The sequence below is a fragment of the Microcoleus sp. D2_18a_B4 genome (genome assembly GCF_036702475.1).
In the GTDB taxonomy this organism is placed as follows: domain Bacteria; phylum Cyanobacteriota; class Cyanobacteriia; order Cyanobacteriales; family Microcoleaceae; genus Microcoleus.
The window spans coordinates 66,331-81,581 of record NZ_JAUBTL010000003.1 but is presented as its reverse complement, the minus strand read 5'-3'; the positions used below and the strand labels follow the sequence as shown (position 1 = coordinate 81,581).

The following is a 15,251-nucleotide window of genomic DNA, read 5'->3' as shown; positions in this document are numbered from 1 at the left end:
CGTCAACATCATTCCGGTGTAACCGGAAATGATATGATTTGGGAACTGTCAAGCCCTGCACATATATCTCCTTCAGTGCAGATGAGGCAGAATGCCACAGACGCGAAAGCCTGCCGAAGACGAGACTTTGTGCCAGATACTAGGAGTAATTGTGAGAAAAAAGTTGACGGTTATGATATCCGTTTCACACAAGAATGCAACTGTCGGTGTGTACTCCACACCATAAATTTCTCAGTGATTCCCCCTAGTAAAATATAAAAGATAAAAGATAAAAAAGAATGAGCCGGCAGCCGATGATCGGCTAGATATGAAAAATCAGTCCTCAGATTGACAAACTTTAGCCAACTATAAACAACAATTGAGGTGACTCCCGAGTGGAAGTGGTGCCTGCCAATTTTTCAGGAAGATGAAGAGATACAAAATATTACACCCGCAGGTGCGGGAAAGAAAATTGTGATAATGAATCAGGATGCGAGTAGATTAGGTGTCAGCCGTCAGGGGAAAATAGAAGCAATGGAAATCCAACAACGGAGTAAGGATAAGCCCGATCGCCAGCAACACAACGCGTCCGATCGGCTCGGTCAATTTTCTACGACAAAAGAACTAGATGCGTCGCTACAAGAATGTTTAGATTTTAAAGGAGCGATCGACCGATCGGCACTGGCGCTGAGGACTGACGCGCGAGGAATTATTAACTATGTCAGCGAACGAGTTTGCTCCATATCCAACTATTCCCAAGCCGAACTAATCGGCTGCCACTTCGGCATCCTCCATTCGGAATATAAATCTTCGGAAATCATCAAAAATCTGCTATTAACTGTTGCCAAAGGTAAAAGTTGGCAAGGAGATATTCAGAATAAAGCCAAGAATGGAAGTGATTATTGGGTGTACGCAGCAGTAGTTCCACTGTTGGACTGTAAGGGAAAACCCTGTCAGTATTTGGCGATCGGATTCGACATCACCGATCGCAAAGCCGTGGAAGCAGCCCAAGTCGAAGCCAACCGGGCAAAAGACGAATTTCTGGCGATCGCCTCCCACGAACTGCGATCGCCCCTCAGTGCGATTTTGGGATGGGCGCAGCTAGCTCGATCGCGCAATTTAAACGAAGCCACCACCAGCCGCGCTTTGGAAATCATCGAGCGCAACGCCAAATTACAAAACAGGCAAATAGACAATCTCCTCGACCTCTCGCGGTTGCTGCGAGGGAAAGTGTGCCTGAACATCGGCCAAGTTCACCTCCCGTCTATCATAGAATCTGCGATCGAGACCCTCCGTCCCGCCGCCGATGCCAAAAACCTCCGCGTAGAAAAACATTTCGACCCCGCCGTCAGCTACGTTTTGGCAGATGCAGAACGCTTGCAGCAAATAGTCTGGAACCTCCTTGCAAACGCCATCAAATTCACCCCTGAATCGACACCATACCCAGTTCAAGTGCGGATCGAGGCTACTGAGTCGGGCGTCTTGATTCGGGTCAGCGACAGCGGTTGCGGCATCGACCCCAAATTTCTGCCGCACATCTTTGACTACTTCCGCCCTGCAGACAGCTTCCAGAACAAGGAACAAAATCGGCTTGGGCTCGGGCTCTCAATTGTGCGGCAGTTAGTGGAACTGCACGGGGGAAGTGTTTGGGCTTCGAGTCCCGGCCTCGGTCAGGGGGCGACCTTTGGGGTGCTGCTACCGATTGCCAAGGAAAATGCACCCGACGATCGCACTGCTGCGATCGCCCAAAGGGAAAGCAGACGCGGATCGGTTTCCAAACCCCTAGCGGGAAAGCAAGTCCTGGTGGTGGAAAGCAGCACCGAGATCCGGCAATTCCTCAAAACTGGCCTCGAAGCATTTGGAGCCAAGGTAACAGCGGTGGGTAGCGCCTGCGAAGCGATGGCCGAGTTGCAACAGTCGCGGCCCGACGTGTTGGTGAGCGATATGACAGTATCGGGAGCCGACGGCTGCGATTTGATCCGCCGCATCAGAGCAATGGAAATGTCCGAGCACAGGGAACTGCTGCCGGCCGTGGCGCTGACGGGAGGCATTGAGGAAGAAGATTCGGCCGAAGCGCTGGAGGCGGGGTTTCAGAGGCATTTGTCGAAGCCGGTGGAAGCGAATCAGTTGGTGAGCGCGATCGCCCAATTGGCTGGACTGAGTGGATTCGGATCGGGAGAGTGGGGTTCGGGAAATGTCCGGACGACCACACCCCAGGGCCCGCTGCCGGAACCTAACAGTTTTGACGACAAAAATCATCTGGAACAATTAACAAGTGACAGCAGAGAATTACCGCTGTTGCTGGTAGTAGAAGACAACAATTTTCTGCTGGCTTACCTCCAAACTTTATTAAGTCCTTACTATCGAGTCGCCGTGGCGATGGACGGGGTTGAAGGTTTAGAAAAAGCCAAAAGTTTGCAGCCAAATTTGATTGTGAGCGACCAAATTATGCCCAGACAAAACGGACTGGATTTGCTCAAGGAGATTCGGAACACGCCAGAATTGAAATCGACTCCGGTAATCTTTTTGACAGCGCGAGCGGGGATGGAATCTCGGATCGAAAGTTTGGATGCGGGTGCTGACGATTATATCTCTAAGCCTTTTGACGAGAGGGAATTGCTCGCGAGGGTGAGAAATTTGTTGCGATCGCACTCAGCCGAACAGCAGTTGGCGGAACTCAACCGTCAGTTGCTGCAGCAGAAACAGCAGTTAGAAACAGTGAATCGAGCCTTGCATTATTTGGCAAATTACGACAGTTTGACTGAGGTAAGAAACCGCCACTCTTTTAATGAATACCTCGATACGGAATGGCGGCGTTTGGCGAGGGAAGAAGCACCGCTGTCTTTAATTATGTGCGACATTGATTATTTCAAACTTTACAACGACACTTACGGTCACCAAGCGGGGGATGAATGTTTGCGGAAAGTGGCGGCGGTGATCCAGCATTCGGTAAAGCGAGCTGCAGATTTAGTAGCGCGTTACGGTGGAGAAGAATTTGTAGTGGTTTTGCCGAATACGGATATTGAAGGTGCCACTTCTGTAGCTGAAATGATCGCACAACAGGTGCGGGGTTTGCACATAGCTCACGCTAAGTCTGCTGTCAGCGAATATGTGACGCTGAGTTTGGGTGTAGCTTGCTGCATTCCAGAGGCGAAGTCGCAGCCGGGAGAGCTAATTGCGATCGCCGATGAGTCGCTTTATCGGGCGAAAGAAGCAGGGCGCGATCGGGTTTCGGTTGCCCGATTTCAAGGATAATATAATAGTTAAATCAACTTGTATGGTGCGTCATAAATCTATGGTTTCGATTTAAACAAATTTTTTGTGTCAGACGCACCCTACCAATGTGCTGGCAAACTTGTGCGAATTCAAATTGCTATAAATATAGTTAAAGGATGTCCTGCCATGACAGCAACCTTAGCAACGCAGACGAGATAGGTTGCAATGCCAAATAGGTCAATTGACACTCCCTGGCCTAAAGGCGCAGGGATTCTTGGATCACCCAGTCGAACTTATCTCTGTTTTGTCGCCACCATTGAGTAGAGATCGGTCTGTCCCCGATCGTGAATTTCGGTGTGCCCCACCGTATTTAAATTAATTTTTTCCTGCTTCAACCCTTTAACCAAAATGTTGCGAGCTGCGTTATGATCGCGATCTAATACCGTACCGCAATCACAAATATGGGTTCGAGTTGACAGAGTTTTCCTAACCATGTTGCCACAGTTTGAACATTCTTGTGACGTGTATTGAGGCGCGACCGCACTCACGGTTTTACCGTACACTTTCCCAAAATATTCCAAATAATGATCAAGTTTGTGACCATGCTGCATCACTAATTGACTTAGCAAGCTTATGGTTTTTCACCATATTCTTAACCTGAAGGTCTTCGTAGGCTACAAAATCGTTAGATTTTACCGCGTACAACGCCGTCTTTATGGCGAAGTCTTTACGCTGCCTACCGACTTTCAGGTGCTTTCTTCCTAACTTGTTAATCGCCTTTTTCCGGTTCTTGGAACCTTTCTTTTTCCGAGAAACTCGCTTCTGCAATCTCTTCAAAGTTTTTTCACTTTTGCGGAGATACCGAGGGTTGGCAACCGTTTCACCGTCGCTATCGGTATAGAAGTGGTTTAATCCGACATCTATTCCAATAGCCTTGCCAGTCGGAATAGGTTCCTCTTTTCGCTCCACGTTGATACAGAATTGGGCGTAGTATCCGTCAGCACGGCGTACAATCCTGATTCGCTTTATCTCACAGGGTGCGTAGAAATGCAAATCCCGACTACCGATTAACTTAAACTTCCCGGCAGCAAAACCATCCTTGAGTGTCAAGCATCTTTTGTCGGGAGAAAGTTCCCATCCTGAAGTTTTATATTCAACAGAACGGGTATGCTTTTTGAATTGCGGGTAGCCCTTTTTTCCTGGCTTTTTGGCTTGGCAATTAGCAAAGAAACGTTGGATTGCAAAAATGGCACGTTCGGCAGAAGCCTGACGTGCCATAGAATTAAGCTTACCTGCCCATTCAAACTCTTTCGCCATAACGGCGCATTGTTTGTACAGGTCTACGAGCTTAATTCCTTGATTGTCTCTCCAATGTCTAAGAGTTTTGTTTCGCACAAACTGAGCCGTCCGAATCATGTCGTCACTGATTCGATATTGCTCCGCTTTGCCCTTCAAATTGAACTCTAATACTATCATTGCAATAGCTTACCACTTTTACTGAAACTTTTACTTGCAAATTTGTATACTTAACAAATATTTACAGCCTTTGTAATTAAATCCGTCCTAGAAGGACGGGGCTTTAGACCCAATTTTTTGGTAATAAGTGATTCCATAAATTAACCACAATATTTGTAGGGGAGGGTTTCACCAACAATCTTTCACTCACATCGACAATATCTATAAACCCGCCCTCACCCAGGCGACTTTCACCCTCGAAGATAACGTCTGTCAGTGCAGCAAAGAGTTATGGAATTTGGTTTGTGGCTCTTGACACCTGTGTATTACGGATGTAGTATAAGGTGGCGGTAGAAAAGCTCGATCGATCGACACCAGCAAACAAAATTGAGAAAAAACCTATGCAACCCATCCGACAAGGCGACGTAATTCTCACCCCCGTACCGAAAATCGAAGGAGAAAAAAAACCTCACCTAACTCTCGCCGAAGGTGAAGTCACGGGACATTGTCACCAGATTATTCAGGGACAAGCTGAACTTTACGAAAAAGACGGCACTCTGTACTTGCGGGTGCTTTCACCGACAGCTTTATTGAGTCACGAAGAACACCATGCGATCGCAATTCCCGAAGGTAATTGGATGGTGCGAATTCAGCGCGAATATGAGCCCCAAGGTTGGAGGTATGTCGCAGACTAATGTTAAAAAACTGACGCCAGAACAAGCAGCTTTGATTCCAGTTTATCGGGAAAAGTGGAAAGCGAGATCGCTTTCCACTGGGCCGATAAATCGCTCGCAAGCGGAGGAAACAGTTAAATCGGCTTACAGTGCGATCGGCCTCAAAGCACCAGAAATCATTTTTGTCGATCGCCCCTACGAAGCTGCCGATCTAATCGTCAGTCGATTGGACAATCCCAGCAGCGAACTGCGGAGCGAATTCGAGACAAAACTGCGTAGCCCGCTAGAAAAACAACTGCGGGGTTATTTGCGGAGCCAACTAGAAAGCGAACTGCAAAGCCAACTGCAAACTCAACTGGAAGCCAGACTTTATACTCAACTGCAAACGCAATTGTGGGAGGCGCACCGGAATTATTTAGCGGGCTTCATAGCAAGCCAATTGCCACCGGAAGAGGTGATCAATGAGCCGAGTCGAGACTTTTACTGGCAAAGATTAGGAAGAGAACTATTCAGTAATTGCATTCAACCAGTATTGTGGGCTGCTTATGGCAGTTTGTTCGATTTTTGCATTTCCGTTCTAAATTTACCTCATTCCTACGCCAGAAATTGGATTGTTTTTCAATCCATTGTCCGGGATTGCGGCTTGATTTATCCCTATGACAAAGTTTGCATTGTCTGCGAAAAGCCGTTAGCGAAGCCCTCGAAGAGGATCGCACTTTCTGCTGACAGCAACCACCGCTTGCACGCCGAAGGAAAACCAGCGGTACAATTTGCCGACGGTGTTTCGATTTATGCCTATCACGGCGTGATTTTGCCCGAATGGTACGGTAGGCTGCACCCGCACGAGTGGCAGTCTAAGTGGGTTTTAAAGGAAGAGAATGCAGAAGTTCGGCGGGCATTAATTCAGGGAATTACTTACGATCGCATTTGTCAAGAATTAGCGGTGACAGAATTAGATAGTTGGCAGGAATACACTCTCTTAAGCATCGAGTTTGACGATGATTTTGATATTGTGGGTAATGCAAAGCCTGTTTATTTGTTAAAAATGACTTGTCCGAGCACGGGACACATTCACGCTTTGCGCGTGCCTCCTGATGTGCGATCCTCTTCGAGGGCTTCGCTAACGGCTAAAGAAGCAATTCGCTGGGTAAATTGGGGAATCGATCCAGAGGAATTTAGCGTGCAAACTTGAAGATTTTTCATAGCCACACAGGCCGGCAGGGGTTTAAACCCCTGCCGGAATGCGGAACTGACGGACAGGCAGACTGAAATTTTACCAAAATAGAATCGGAATTTACTATGTCAGAACCACAAGCAAACCAACCAATTAATTTTAGTAGCTTTGCCGACTGGTGCACGCACAAAGATAGTCTTTCAAAATCGGCTAGAGATACAGTTGAAGTGCTCTTAAAACGGGCTCGCACTTCTAAGTGCAATAAAGCCGCTCGGATACTTTCAAACCTCACGGAACTTTCTCTCAACAACAATCAAATTACCGACATCACCCCACTGTCGGCACTCACCAACCTGACATCCCTGTATCTCAACAACAATCAAATTACCGACATCACCCCACTGTCGGCACTCAGCAACCTGACCAGTCTGCATCTCTTCAGCAATCAAATTACTGACATCGCCCCGCTGTCGGCACTCATCAACCTGACATCCCTGTATCTCTACGACAATCAAATTACCGACATCACCCCACTGTCGGCACTCACCAACCTGACCAGTCTGCATCTCTTCAGCAATCAAATTACTGACATCGCCCCGCTGTCGGCACTCATCAACCTGAAAAGCTTGTCTCTCCACTGCAATCCAATTATCGGCTTAAATTTGTCGATCGAATTTACACAAAAGTACCTGACCCTCTTCACGGCACCAATTGATTATGAAAAAGCTACAAAAACCGTGAAAAAAATATATGCAGCTATCGATAGAGAAGCACCTAAAGTTCTTGTTTCCAGCAGTCTGCAAGCTACTCTAACACTACTAAAACAACTACAAAATGACTGTATAGCACAACATCAAATATCGCCAATAGCGACTAGCAATTCAGGATGGGGCAAGTCGTTGTTAAATGAGTTATATCAATCGGTAGATGTAGGAAATTTTAGTCCGGTGTTGTGGGAGGCTCTATTCGATCAAATAATACTAGATCCGGATGCCGAGCGCATACTCCGGACAGAATTTAATGAATTAGTAGAAAATTACCGACAATCGCAGGCAGTTGATTTCCTCTCAGATTATAACTATCTACAGCCACTAACCTCTAAGGATCTGCTGAACCAAATCCATTTGACTGAATTTTTTATCTCGAAATGTGGTTTTACTCTCGACTTGAAAGCACAAGAACTATTTCGCTGCAAGCAACAGTTGTTCGAGGATTGCGGTTGGATATTTCCGTTTGAAAAAGTTTGCCTAATTTGCGATCGCCCCCTGCACCTTCGCTTTGACGCTGAAAATCGGCTACACGCTGAAGGAGAACCGGCGATCGCATTTGCGGACGGCTACAGTTTATACTTTCACCACGGCGTTCAGTTACCCGAAGAATACGGAAAAGTACACCCCGATTTGTGGGAAGCAGAATGGCTTTTATCTGAAGAAAATGCCGAACTGCGTCGATTGTTAATTCAGAGAATTGGTTACGATCGCATTTGTGAAGAATTAGCGGTGACAGAATTAGATAGTTGGCAGGAATACACGCTGTTAAGCATCGAGTTTAACGATGATTTCGATCGGGAGGGTAATGCAAAGCCAGTTTATTTGTTAAAAATGACCTGTCCGAGTACGGGACACATTCACGCTTTGCGAGTGCCGCCTGATGTGCGATCTGCTAAAGAAGCAATTCGCTGGGTAAATTGGGATATTGACCCAGAGGAGTTTTCCGTACAAACCTGAGTAATACCAATTTAAAAAAGTCTTGCTACAATCATCACTCTTATACCAATGGTTAAAAGTCGCAAATCCCCGCGCCGGACTTAGGATCAGCCGTTTCCCTACCCGATCGTCTGTACTTCACTCCACTGAAAACCGCTATATTGAAAACAGCCTTAATCCATGAAACACCGATAAACGTTCCTGCAGTGTGCCAGTTCCAAGGGTGGAATGCACCAACCACCGATCGCCCACAAACGGTTAATAACATGAAGAAGAAGCCCACCCTCGAATCGAAGGTGGGCTGTATTCATGCCAGCTTACCGACAGCTAGGCAATCGGGTCTCTTCGCTGGTAGACGTAAAATATCGGAAAAAGATCCGAACGTCCGAAAAAACTTCTCGTCCACCATTAAGCTTCAGTTTACCCAACCGGATCGGGAAAATTGCGCCCGCAGCGATGTTCCCCTGACATCGGGGAACACTGGGGCTTAAACTTTTCAATAGACTTCTGCAAAAAAGCTCGTCTTGGGCCGGCAGGATGCCCAACCCCTACTCCGCACAAGAATTAAACTTGTTCGAGAAGTCTCATAATTCTCCTCTTTAACTTTGATTTCCCAACTGATTAGGCATCGTGATCGTGTGCAAAACGACGGAACAGGAAATCTAGGGCGTAGTTCCGCAAATTGTAGTATTCCGGATCTTCCATCATTTGAACCCGATCGCGCGGACGGGGGAAAGGAATCTCCAAAACTTCACCGATTGTCGCCGACGGGCCGTTAGTCATCATCACCAGTCGATCGGCCAAAAACAGCGCTTCATCAATGTCGTGAGTAATCATCAACACCGTACAGCGGTGATCGTTCCAGATTTTCAGCAATTCTTCCTGCAATTCCTCCTTAGTAATTGCGTCCAGAGCACCAAAAGGTTCGTCTAAAATCAGCACTTTCGGGCGAATTGCCAAAGCGCGGGCGATCGAAACCCGCTGCTTCATCCCCCCGGAAATTTGCGGCGGTCTTTTCTCAGCAGCTTCAGTCAATCCCACCATCGCCAAATGCTCGTTGACGATCGCATTTTTTTCGACCTTCGACTTCTCAGGAAATACAGCATTAACCGCAAGGTAAACATTTTCAAACACCGTCCGCCAAGGCAACAAAGCGTAACCCTGAAACACCACCATGCGATCGGGGCCCGGCTTCTCAATTTTTTGCCCGCTAATTCTGACGCTGCCTTGAGTCGGATGGCTAAAACCCGACACCATATTCAACAGCGTTGACTTGCCACAACCCGAGTGTCCGATCAGCGTAATAAACTCTCCCTCAGCTACAGTCAAGTTAACGTTTTCTAAAGCTCTGTAACCATTTGGGTATGATTTGTGAACATTTTCCATCACCAAAAAAGGCTTCCGGCGATCCTTTACTTTCTTGTCTTGCTTTTTGGTTTGAGTTTGGTTCGTAGTGGTGTTGAGCATGATTTTGGAACTTGTTAGTGGGTTATAGGTGAAGGAAGAAGGAAGAAGGAACAAGGAAGAAGGAATTACTAACTAGCCATTACCAATGAGCAACTAAACAATTAGCAATTACCCTGTTTGCATCCTACTGAAAACCAATTTAAGCAACTCTACGGTCGGAATCAAGTACAACTTCCGCCATCGTGAAATCGCGTTTAATCGCCAGACTGTTGAGATAGCCGATCGGATCGTCAGCATTAAACACCGAGCCGTCAAACAAGCTGAGAGAACCGCGAGTGTAAGTAATATCAGCCATCCCCAGCTCTCGCGCCGCCGTGCTGAACGCACCGACTCGCACCACCCGCTCCAGAATTTCCACCCAGTTGCGCGGGAACACAGTATCGCCCCAGCGCGCCATCTGCACCATGTGCCAGAGTTGTTCGGTGCGGCTTGGGCGATTCACCCCCTCTCCAGAAAACAAGTGGTGGGCGTATTCCCGCATCGGAGTATCGAGGTTGCAAGCAGAAGATTTGGGGTCGCCGAGTTGGATGTAACTCTTATCAGTAGCGACGTACTCCCTTCCCGCGACAATTTCCGAAACCTCGGCGGCGCGACTTGGATCGGCGCAATAGTTGCAAGCTTCGAGCAAAGCTTTGACTAGAGCAATGTGAGTGTTGGGATAAGCATTTGCCCAGTCTTCCCGCACCCCCAAAATTTTTCCCGGATGCCCCGGCCACAGTTCCAAATCTGTAGCCACCGTAAAGCCGACTCCTTCCATCGAGGCCCGCAAGTTCCAAGGTTCGCCGACGCAGAAACCGTCAATAGTGCCGCCCTGCAAGTCAACGATCATCTGAGCCGGTGGGATATTTGTCAGCAACACATCGTGATCCGGGTCAATCCCGCCGGAAGCCAGCCAGTAACGCAGCAACAGGTTGTGCATCGAAGAAGGGTGAACGATGCCCATACGGTGCGTTTGGGCGGGCGTTCTCTGGAGCATTTTTTTAAAGTCTGCCAGAGTGTAGATCCCTTGGTCGTAAAAGCGCCTCGCGAGGGTAATTCCGTTGCCATTGCGGCTCATGGTGAGGGCTGTAACCGTCGGAATCGGCTGCTCTTGGTGGCCCCCCAAGCTCAACCACATCGCCATCCCAGATGGCATTTGGGCTGCGTCTAAGTAACCTGCGGCGATGCCGTCTACGATGCCGCGCCAGCTTGTTTCCCGCACGAGGTGGACTTCATCCAGGCCGTGCTTGGCAAAAAAGCCTTTTTCTTTGGCGACAGCGAGGGGAGCACAGGCTGCCAGCGGAATAAAGCCGAGTTCGAGGTTGACTTTTTCCAGGCCGTGGCGGGCGATCGCCGGTACTTTCCGCGCCCGCAGTTTTTTGACGCGCTTCTGCTGGTTGAGGAAGTAAATCATTTCGCTACGTAGAGCGTAGTAGCTGGGGTGCGTGACCACTTCCATCCGCTTGCGGGGGCGGGGGATGTCTACTTCGAGAATCCCGCCTATCTTCGATTCTGGGCCGTTGGTGAGCATGACGATGCGATCGCTCAGCAACACCGCCTCATCCACGTCGTGAGTTACCATCAGGGCGCTGATTTCGTACTCTTGGCAAATTTCCATCAACTTTTCTTGCAAGTTGCCGCGAGTCAAAGCGTCCAAAGCGCCGAAGGGTTCGTCTAAGAGTAACAGTTTGGGGCGCAGGGCCAGAGCACGGGCGATCGCCACGCGCTGTTTTTGTCCCCCTGATAGCAATGCAGGTTGTTTTTCGGCGTGGGGAGTTAAGCCCACCATGTCGATGTGTTTTTGAATGATTTCGAGGCGTTCGGCTTTGGGTAAGCCGCTCATTACCGAGTCTACGGCTAGGGTAATGTTTTCTCTGACCGTCCGCCAAGGTAGCAGGGAATAGTTTTGGAATACTACCATGCGATCGGGGCCTGGTTGGGTGATTCTTTGTCCTTCAATTGTCACCAATCCTTCTGTCGGCAAATCCAAACCTGCCACCATATTTAGCAGCGTAGATTTGCCGCAGCCGGAGTGTCCGATTAAGGAGATAAATTCGCCTTTTTCAATTTCCAGATCGATGCCTTTGAGAGCAACGTATGTGCCGCCGTCTGATAAATTAAATACTTTTTCCAGTTGTTCTATTTCAATCAAAATAGACATGATTTTCTTGCCTTTTTTGTAGGTTTGTTATTTCGCTAGCTGCTAGTTTTTCTTGATTAGCAGCTAGCTTTAACTGTCGCTTGTTGTAGATTTCGTAACCCAGTGTAGATTGCAGTTTCCTGAAATATAAATATCGAGTTTTGAACTCAAATCTTTCAACTCAAAACTCAAAATTATTTAGCGAGTTACTTGCACAACTATTTTCCTTGAGATGGAGCAATTTTTTGCTGCAACCAAGCCATCATGCGATCTAGCAGCAAACCAACAGCCCCGATGTAGACTACAGCTAACAAAATTTCGCTGATGTAGTTTTGCTGGTAAGCGTTCCAAATAAAGAAGCCGATACCTGTAATCCCGGACATCACAATTTCCGCAGCGATAATTGCCAACCAAGCCAAACCGATCGCAATTCTCAATCCTGTGAAGATGTAAGGAAGTGCCGACGGAAACAAGATATTGAGGTAATACTCTTTCCGAGTAAGTTGCAGCACTTTCGCAACGTTGTTATAGTCGTCGGGAATTTGGCGCACACCTTCAGCCGTGTTGATCAAAATCGGCCAAACTGAAGTGATAAAAATCACGAACAAAGCAGCAGGTTCGTTTTGTTGCAGTGCAGCCAGGGCGATCGGCACCCAAGCCAAAGGAGCCACCATCCGCAAAAACTGAAAAAGCGGATCTAAAGCCTTATTTAGAAAAGGATTTGTACCTACCACAACCCCCATGCCAATTCCCACAGCCGCGGCGAGAGTATAGCCTTTTGCCACCCGTTCCAAACTAGCTAAAGTCTGCCAAAACAAGCCGACTCCGTAAGTTTTGGAGTTCATAAAAGGATACATCAACAGAATCCGCGTCCGTTCGTCAGTCCAAACGCTTGTCGGCCCCGGCAATTTAATAATTCCAGAACTTGACAGGAATTGCCAAACAAACAGAAATCCAATTAGCCCCAAGATTGGCGGCAATATATTCGGGGAATTCTTCTTCCAAAAGTCGCCCAGCGCCGCTTGCGGAGCGACTCTACCTCTCCGACTTGTACTTACAGCCATCCTGCTTATCTCCTCTGTTTCTGCGGTGTTTTCTTTCGAGACTAAATTTTTGAGGCTAAATTATGGGAAGCTTTTACCCATCACACTTTTTTAATCGCCAAACTGCTCAGATAAGCTTCTGGCTGATCCGGGTTGAATTCTTTGCCATCAAAGAACTTCTCAATACCGCGAGACGTACTTTTCGGAATATCAGCATCAGCAACTCCGGCTAATTTAGCTGCGTTCTTCCAGATATCGGCGCGGTTGACTTTACCGATGAGTGTCTTTTTGTCGGCCAAGGTTTTTGTTGGCAAGAAACCCCAGCGAACGCTTTCGGTAATGAACCACAAATCATGACTGGCGTAGGGATAAGAAACGTTGCCGACGCTATCTTTCCAATACAGCGGACTCCTCTGGAAGTCGTTGATGTCTGGTTTGCCGTCGCCCATGACGTACTTGCCTTCATAGGGAGGAGTCAAAACAGCCGGAGATACGTCAAAGAAGTTTTTGCCCGAAACAATGGCAACTAATTCGGCGCGATTTTCTGGCTTATCGCACCACTGTTGCGCTTCGATGATTGCTGCTAGCAGGGCTTCTGTGGCTTTGGGATGCTTGTCTACCCAGTCGCCGCGAATTGCTAGATATTCCTCTGGGTGAGCTTTCCAGATTTCGGAAGTTAGCGCTGACATGAAGCCGATGTTTTCTTTGACGATCCGCAAAGGCCAAGGATCGCCGGTGCTGAAAGCGTCCATGCTTCCGGTTTTCATGTTGGCCACGGTTTGGGCAGCCGGTACTGTTAGCAAGCTGACATCTGTATCGGGATTGATGCCGTTAGCTGCAAGCCAGTAGCGAATCCACAAGTCTTGGTTGACTTTGGGGAAGGTGTAGGCTGCTTTGAAGGGAGTGCCTGCTTGCGCCAAACCTTTGATGTAGTCTTGGGCTGCTTGGTCTAGTTTGAGCCCGAGGCCTTTGCCTTGGTGTTTGGCCGCGATCGCAATTCCATTTCCGTGAGTGTTCAACTGGGCCAGAACATACATCGGGATTTTGGTGCTGTTTTTGGTGATCAGGCCTTGACTAATTTGATAAGGCATCGGCATTTGCCACTGACCGCCGTCAATGCCGCCCCCGGCAGATCCGATTTCTACGTTATCTCTGGCCGAACCCCAGTTGGCTTGCTTGGCAACTGTTACCTCAGTCATGCCGTATTTGGCAAAAAAGCCTTTTTCTTGGGCAATGATTAAAGGTGCTGCTTCCACGATCGGGATGTATCCCAATGCGATTTTAGTGCTTTCAATTCCTTCTACTCTTTTCTCGTTGGCAACAGCAACTGCTGAGGTTGCCACCGGCACTGCCCCGCCACCAGCAGCGGCCTCACCGCCAGCACTAGCACCCGGTTCGGGAGGATTTCCCAAACACCCTTTGAGCAGTATTGAACTGACTGCAGATGCACCTGCTGTAACGATAAATTTACGCCGAGAAAATTGCTCTGAAAATTTTGTCATAGTCTAGCCTCGCTGCAATTCATAATCTTCTGTAACGACATCACTGAAGTTTATCAAGGCGCTTTTTTTCTGTTCGCTAATGGAATTTAGCGAACTGTTTTGAGCGCTCCTTGGCAGGAGGGAGCAAAAGATTTATCGCTAGCATAATTCTTTAAACTATCCCTGCTGATTTGACTTTTTTGATTATCGATATTTCGAGCGGCCGAGTTGTGTGAACTCACCAAAAAACTGGGTCTGAAGCCCCGTCCTTATAGGACGGCTTTACATGGAATTAAATCCCCTTTCGGGGTCGGAGAGGGAATTTTATGCAACCTCTCCGATTTTTGGGGAATGGTTGCCCCAAACTCCCATTTCTGGGGTAAAGTTAGCTTCGACAAAGTTATAAAGGCTTGTTAGGCTAGCAGCACTGTCTCAGTGACCTTAAGACTGTTTAACCACTAGCGACAGAGCAAGGGACTAGCTTCGCATCCCAGGGTGTCGTGACCTAAATAACGTAGCTATTTAAAGCTTAGTCTGGTCAGAATGGCCTGTTAGATTTCTCTTTCAAGCCTCACGCCTGATAGCTGAGGTTTCTGACTTTTTGCGAGCCGCACGTTTTCTTGGCTTGATAATTAACTCTACCTTACTCTTGCACAAATTATAAAACAATTATTAAATTCATTTGATAAGTAAATCTTTTGGGCTCGCCCTATCGATAACGAACCGTTGGTCAGGGCGCTCTGGTTGGCTTATCAAAACTGGTTCAAACCAAGACTTGCTGGGTAAGGGTTGTAGCGAAGGCCGATCGGGCCGCCTTCAAATCTCTTGTCAATAAGTTGCCAACATCGCAGCCACTGCACATTTACTTTGTTAATATATGTCTATTTTTTTTAAGCTAATTGTAGTTTATTATACAGAAATAATTAACTTTTTACGC

8 protein-coding genes and 1 pseudogene are annotated in these 15,251 nt (G+C 47.7%); 4 read left to right on the top strand and 5 right to left on the bottom strand.

The annotated features are described in order from the left end of the window. Positions 1–363: 363 nt before the first annotated feature. Positions 364–3,234 (top strand): diguanylate cyclase, encoded by a 2,871-nt coding sequence (locus QUB04_RS02770; RefSeq protein ID WP_333280662.1) that lies wholly within the window; start codon positions 364–366, stop codon positions 3,232–3,234. Positions 3,235–3,488: 254 nt separating this feature from the next. Here QUB04_RS02770 and QUB04_RS02765 read toward each other — a convergent pair. Then, positions 3,489–4,611 (bottom strand): annotated as a pseudogene (locus tag QUB04_RS02765) (RNA-guided endonuclease InsQ/TnpB family protein). Between the two features lie 383 nt (positions 4,612–4,994). Here QUB04_RS02765 and QUB04_RS02760 point away from each other — a divergent pair. From QUB04_RS02760 to QUB04_RS02750, 3 genes are all read left to right on the top strand, one after another. Then, positions 4,995–5,345, top strand: coding sequence for a hypothetical protein (locus QUB04_RS02760; protein WP_445301028.1), 351 nt, complete (start codon positions 4,995–4,997; stop codon positions 5,343–5,345). Next, entirely contained in the window at positions 5,332–6,516 is a 1,185-nt protein-coding gene (locus tag QUB04_RS02755) for a DUF6745 domain-containing protein (protein WP_333280659.1), read from the top strand. Before QUB04_RS02760 ends, QUB04_RS02755 begins: the two co-directional genes overlap by 14 nt. A gap of 107 nt (positions 6,517–6,623) precedes the next feature. Continuing rightward, positions 6,624–8,225 carry a leucine-rich repeat domain-containing protein gene (locus QUB04_RS02750; RefSeq protein WP_333280655.1) on the top strand — a complete coding sequence of 534 codons (1,602 nt, stop codon included), beginning with the start codon at positions 6,624–6,626 and terminating at the stop codon, positions 8,223–8,225. Between the two features lie 600 nt (positions 8,226–8,825). On the opposite strand, the gene QUB04_RS02745 is transcribed toward QUB04_RS02750, so the two are convergent. The 4 genes from QUB04_RS02745 to QUB04_RS02730 all read right to left on the bottom strand — a co-directional run bounded on the left by QUB04_RS02745 (position 8,826) and on the right by QUB04_RS02730 (position 14,335). After that, entirely contained in the window at positions 8,826–9,671 is an 846-nt protein-coding gene (locus tag QUB04_RS02745) for a nitrate ABC transporter ATP-binding protein (protein ID WP_333142427.1), read from the bottom strand. A gap of 139 nt (positions 9,672–9,810) precedes the next feature. Further along, positions 9,811–11,811, bottom strand: coding sequence for a nitrate ABC transporter ATP-binding protein (locus QUB04_RS02740; protein WP_333280652.1), 2,001 nt, complete (start codon positions 11,809–11,811; stop codon positions 9,811–9,813). A 197-nt stretch (positions 11,812–12,008) separates the two neighbouring features. Continuing rightward, a complete protein-coding gene (ntrB, locus tag QUB04_RS02735) occupies positions 12,009–12,854 on the bottom strand; it encodes a nitrate ABC transporter permease (protein WP_333280650.1) in 846 nt (281 codons plus the stop codon). An 80-nt stretch (positions 12,855–12,934) separates the two neighbouring features. Beyond that, complete coding sequence (locus tag QUB04_RS02730; RefSeq protein ID WP_333280647.1) at positions 12,935–14,335, bottom strand: CmpA/NrtA family ABC transporter substrate-binding protein; 1,401 nt, start codon at positions 14,333–14,335, stop codon at positions 12,935–12,937. Positions 14,336–15,251 lie beyond the last annotated feature (916 nt).

What these genes read in the sequence shown, in the direction of transcription:
- QUB04_RS02740 (WP_333280652.1), bottom strand. Translation starts at nt 11,811, where the DNA reads ATGTCTATTTTGATTGAAATAGAACAACTGGAAAAAGTATTTAATTTA.
- QUB04_RS02750 (WP_333280655.1), top strand. Translation starts at nt 6,624, where the DNA reads ATGTCAGAACCACAAGCAAACCAACCAATTAATTTTAGTAGCTTTGCC.
- ntrB (WP_333280650.1), bottom strand. Translation starts at nt 12,854, where the DNA reads ATGGCTGTAAGTACAAGTCGGAGAGGTAGAGTCGCTCCGCAAGCGGCG.
- QUB04_RS02755 (WP_333280659.1), top strand. Translation starts at nt 5,332, where the DNA reads ATGTCGCAGACTAATGTTAAAAAACTGACGCCAGAACAAGCAGCTTTG.
- QUB04_RS02730 (WP_333280647.1), bottom strand. Translation starts at nt 14,335, where the DNA reads ATGACAAAATTTTCAGAGCAATTTTCTCGGCGTAAATTTATCGTTACA.
- QUB04_RS02745 (WP_333142427.1), bottom strand. Translation starts at nt 9,671, where the DNA reads ATGCTCAACACCACTACGAACCAAACTCAAACCAAAAAGCAAGACAAG.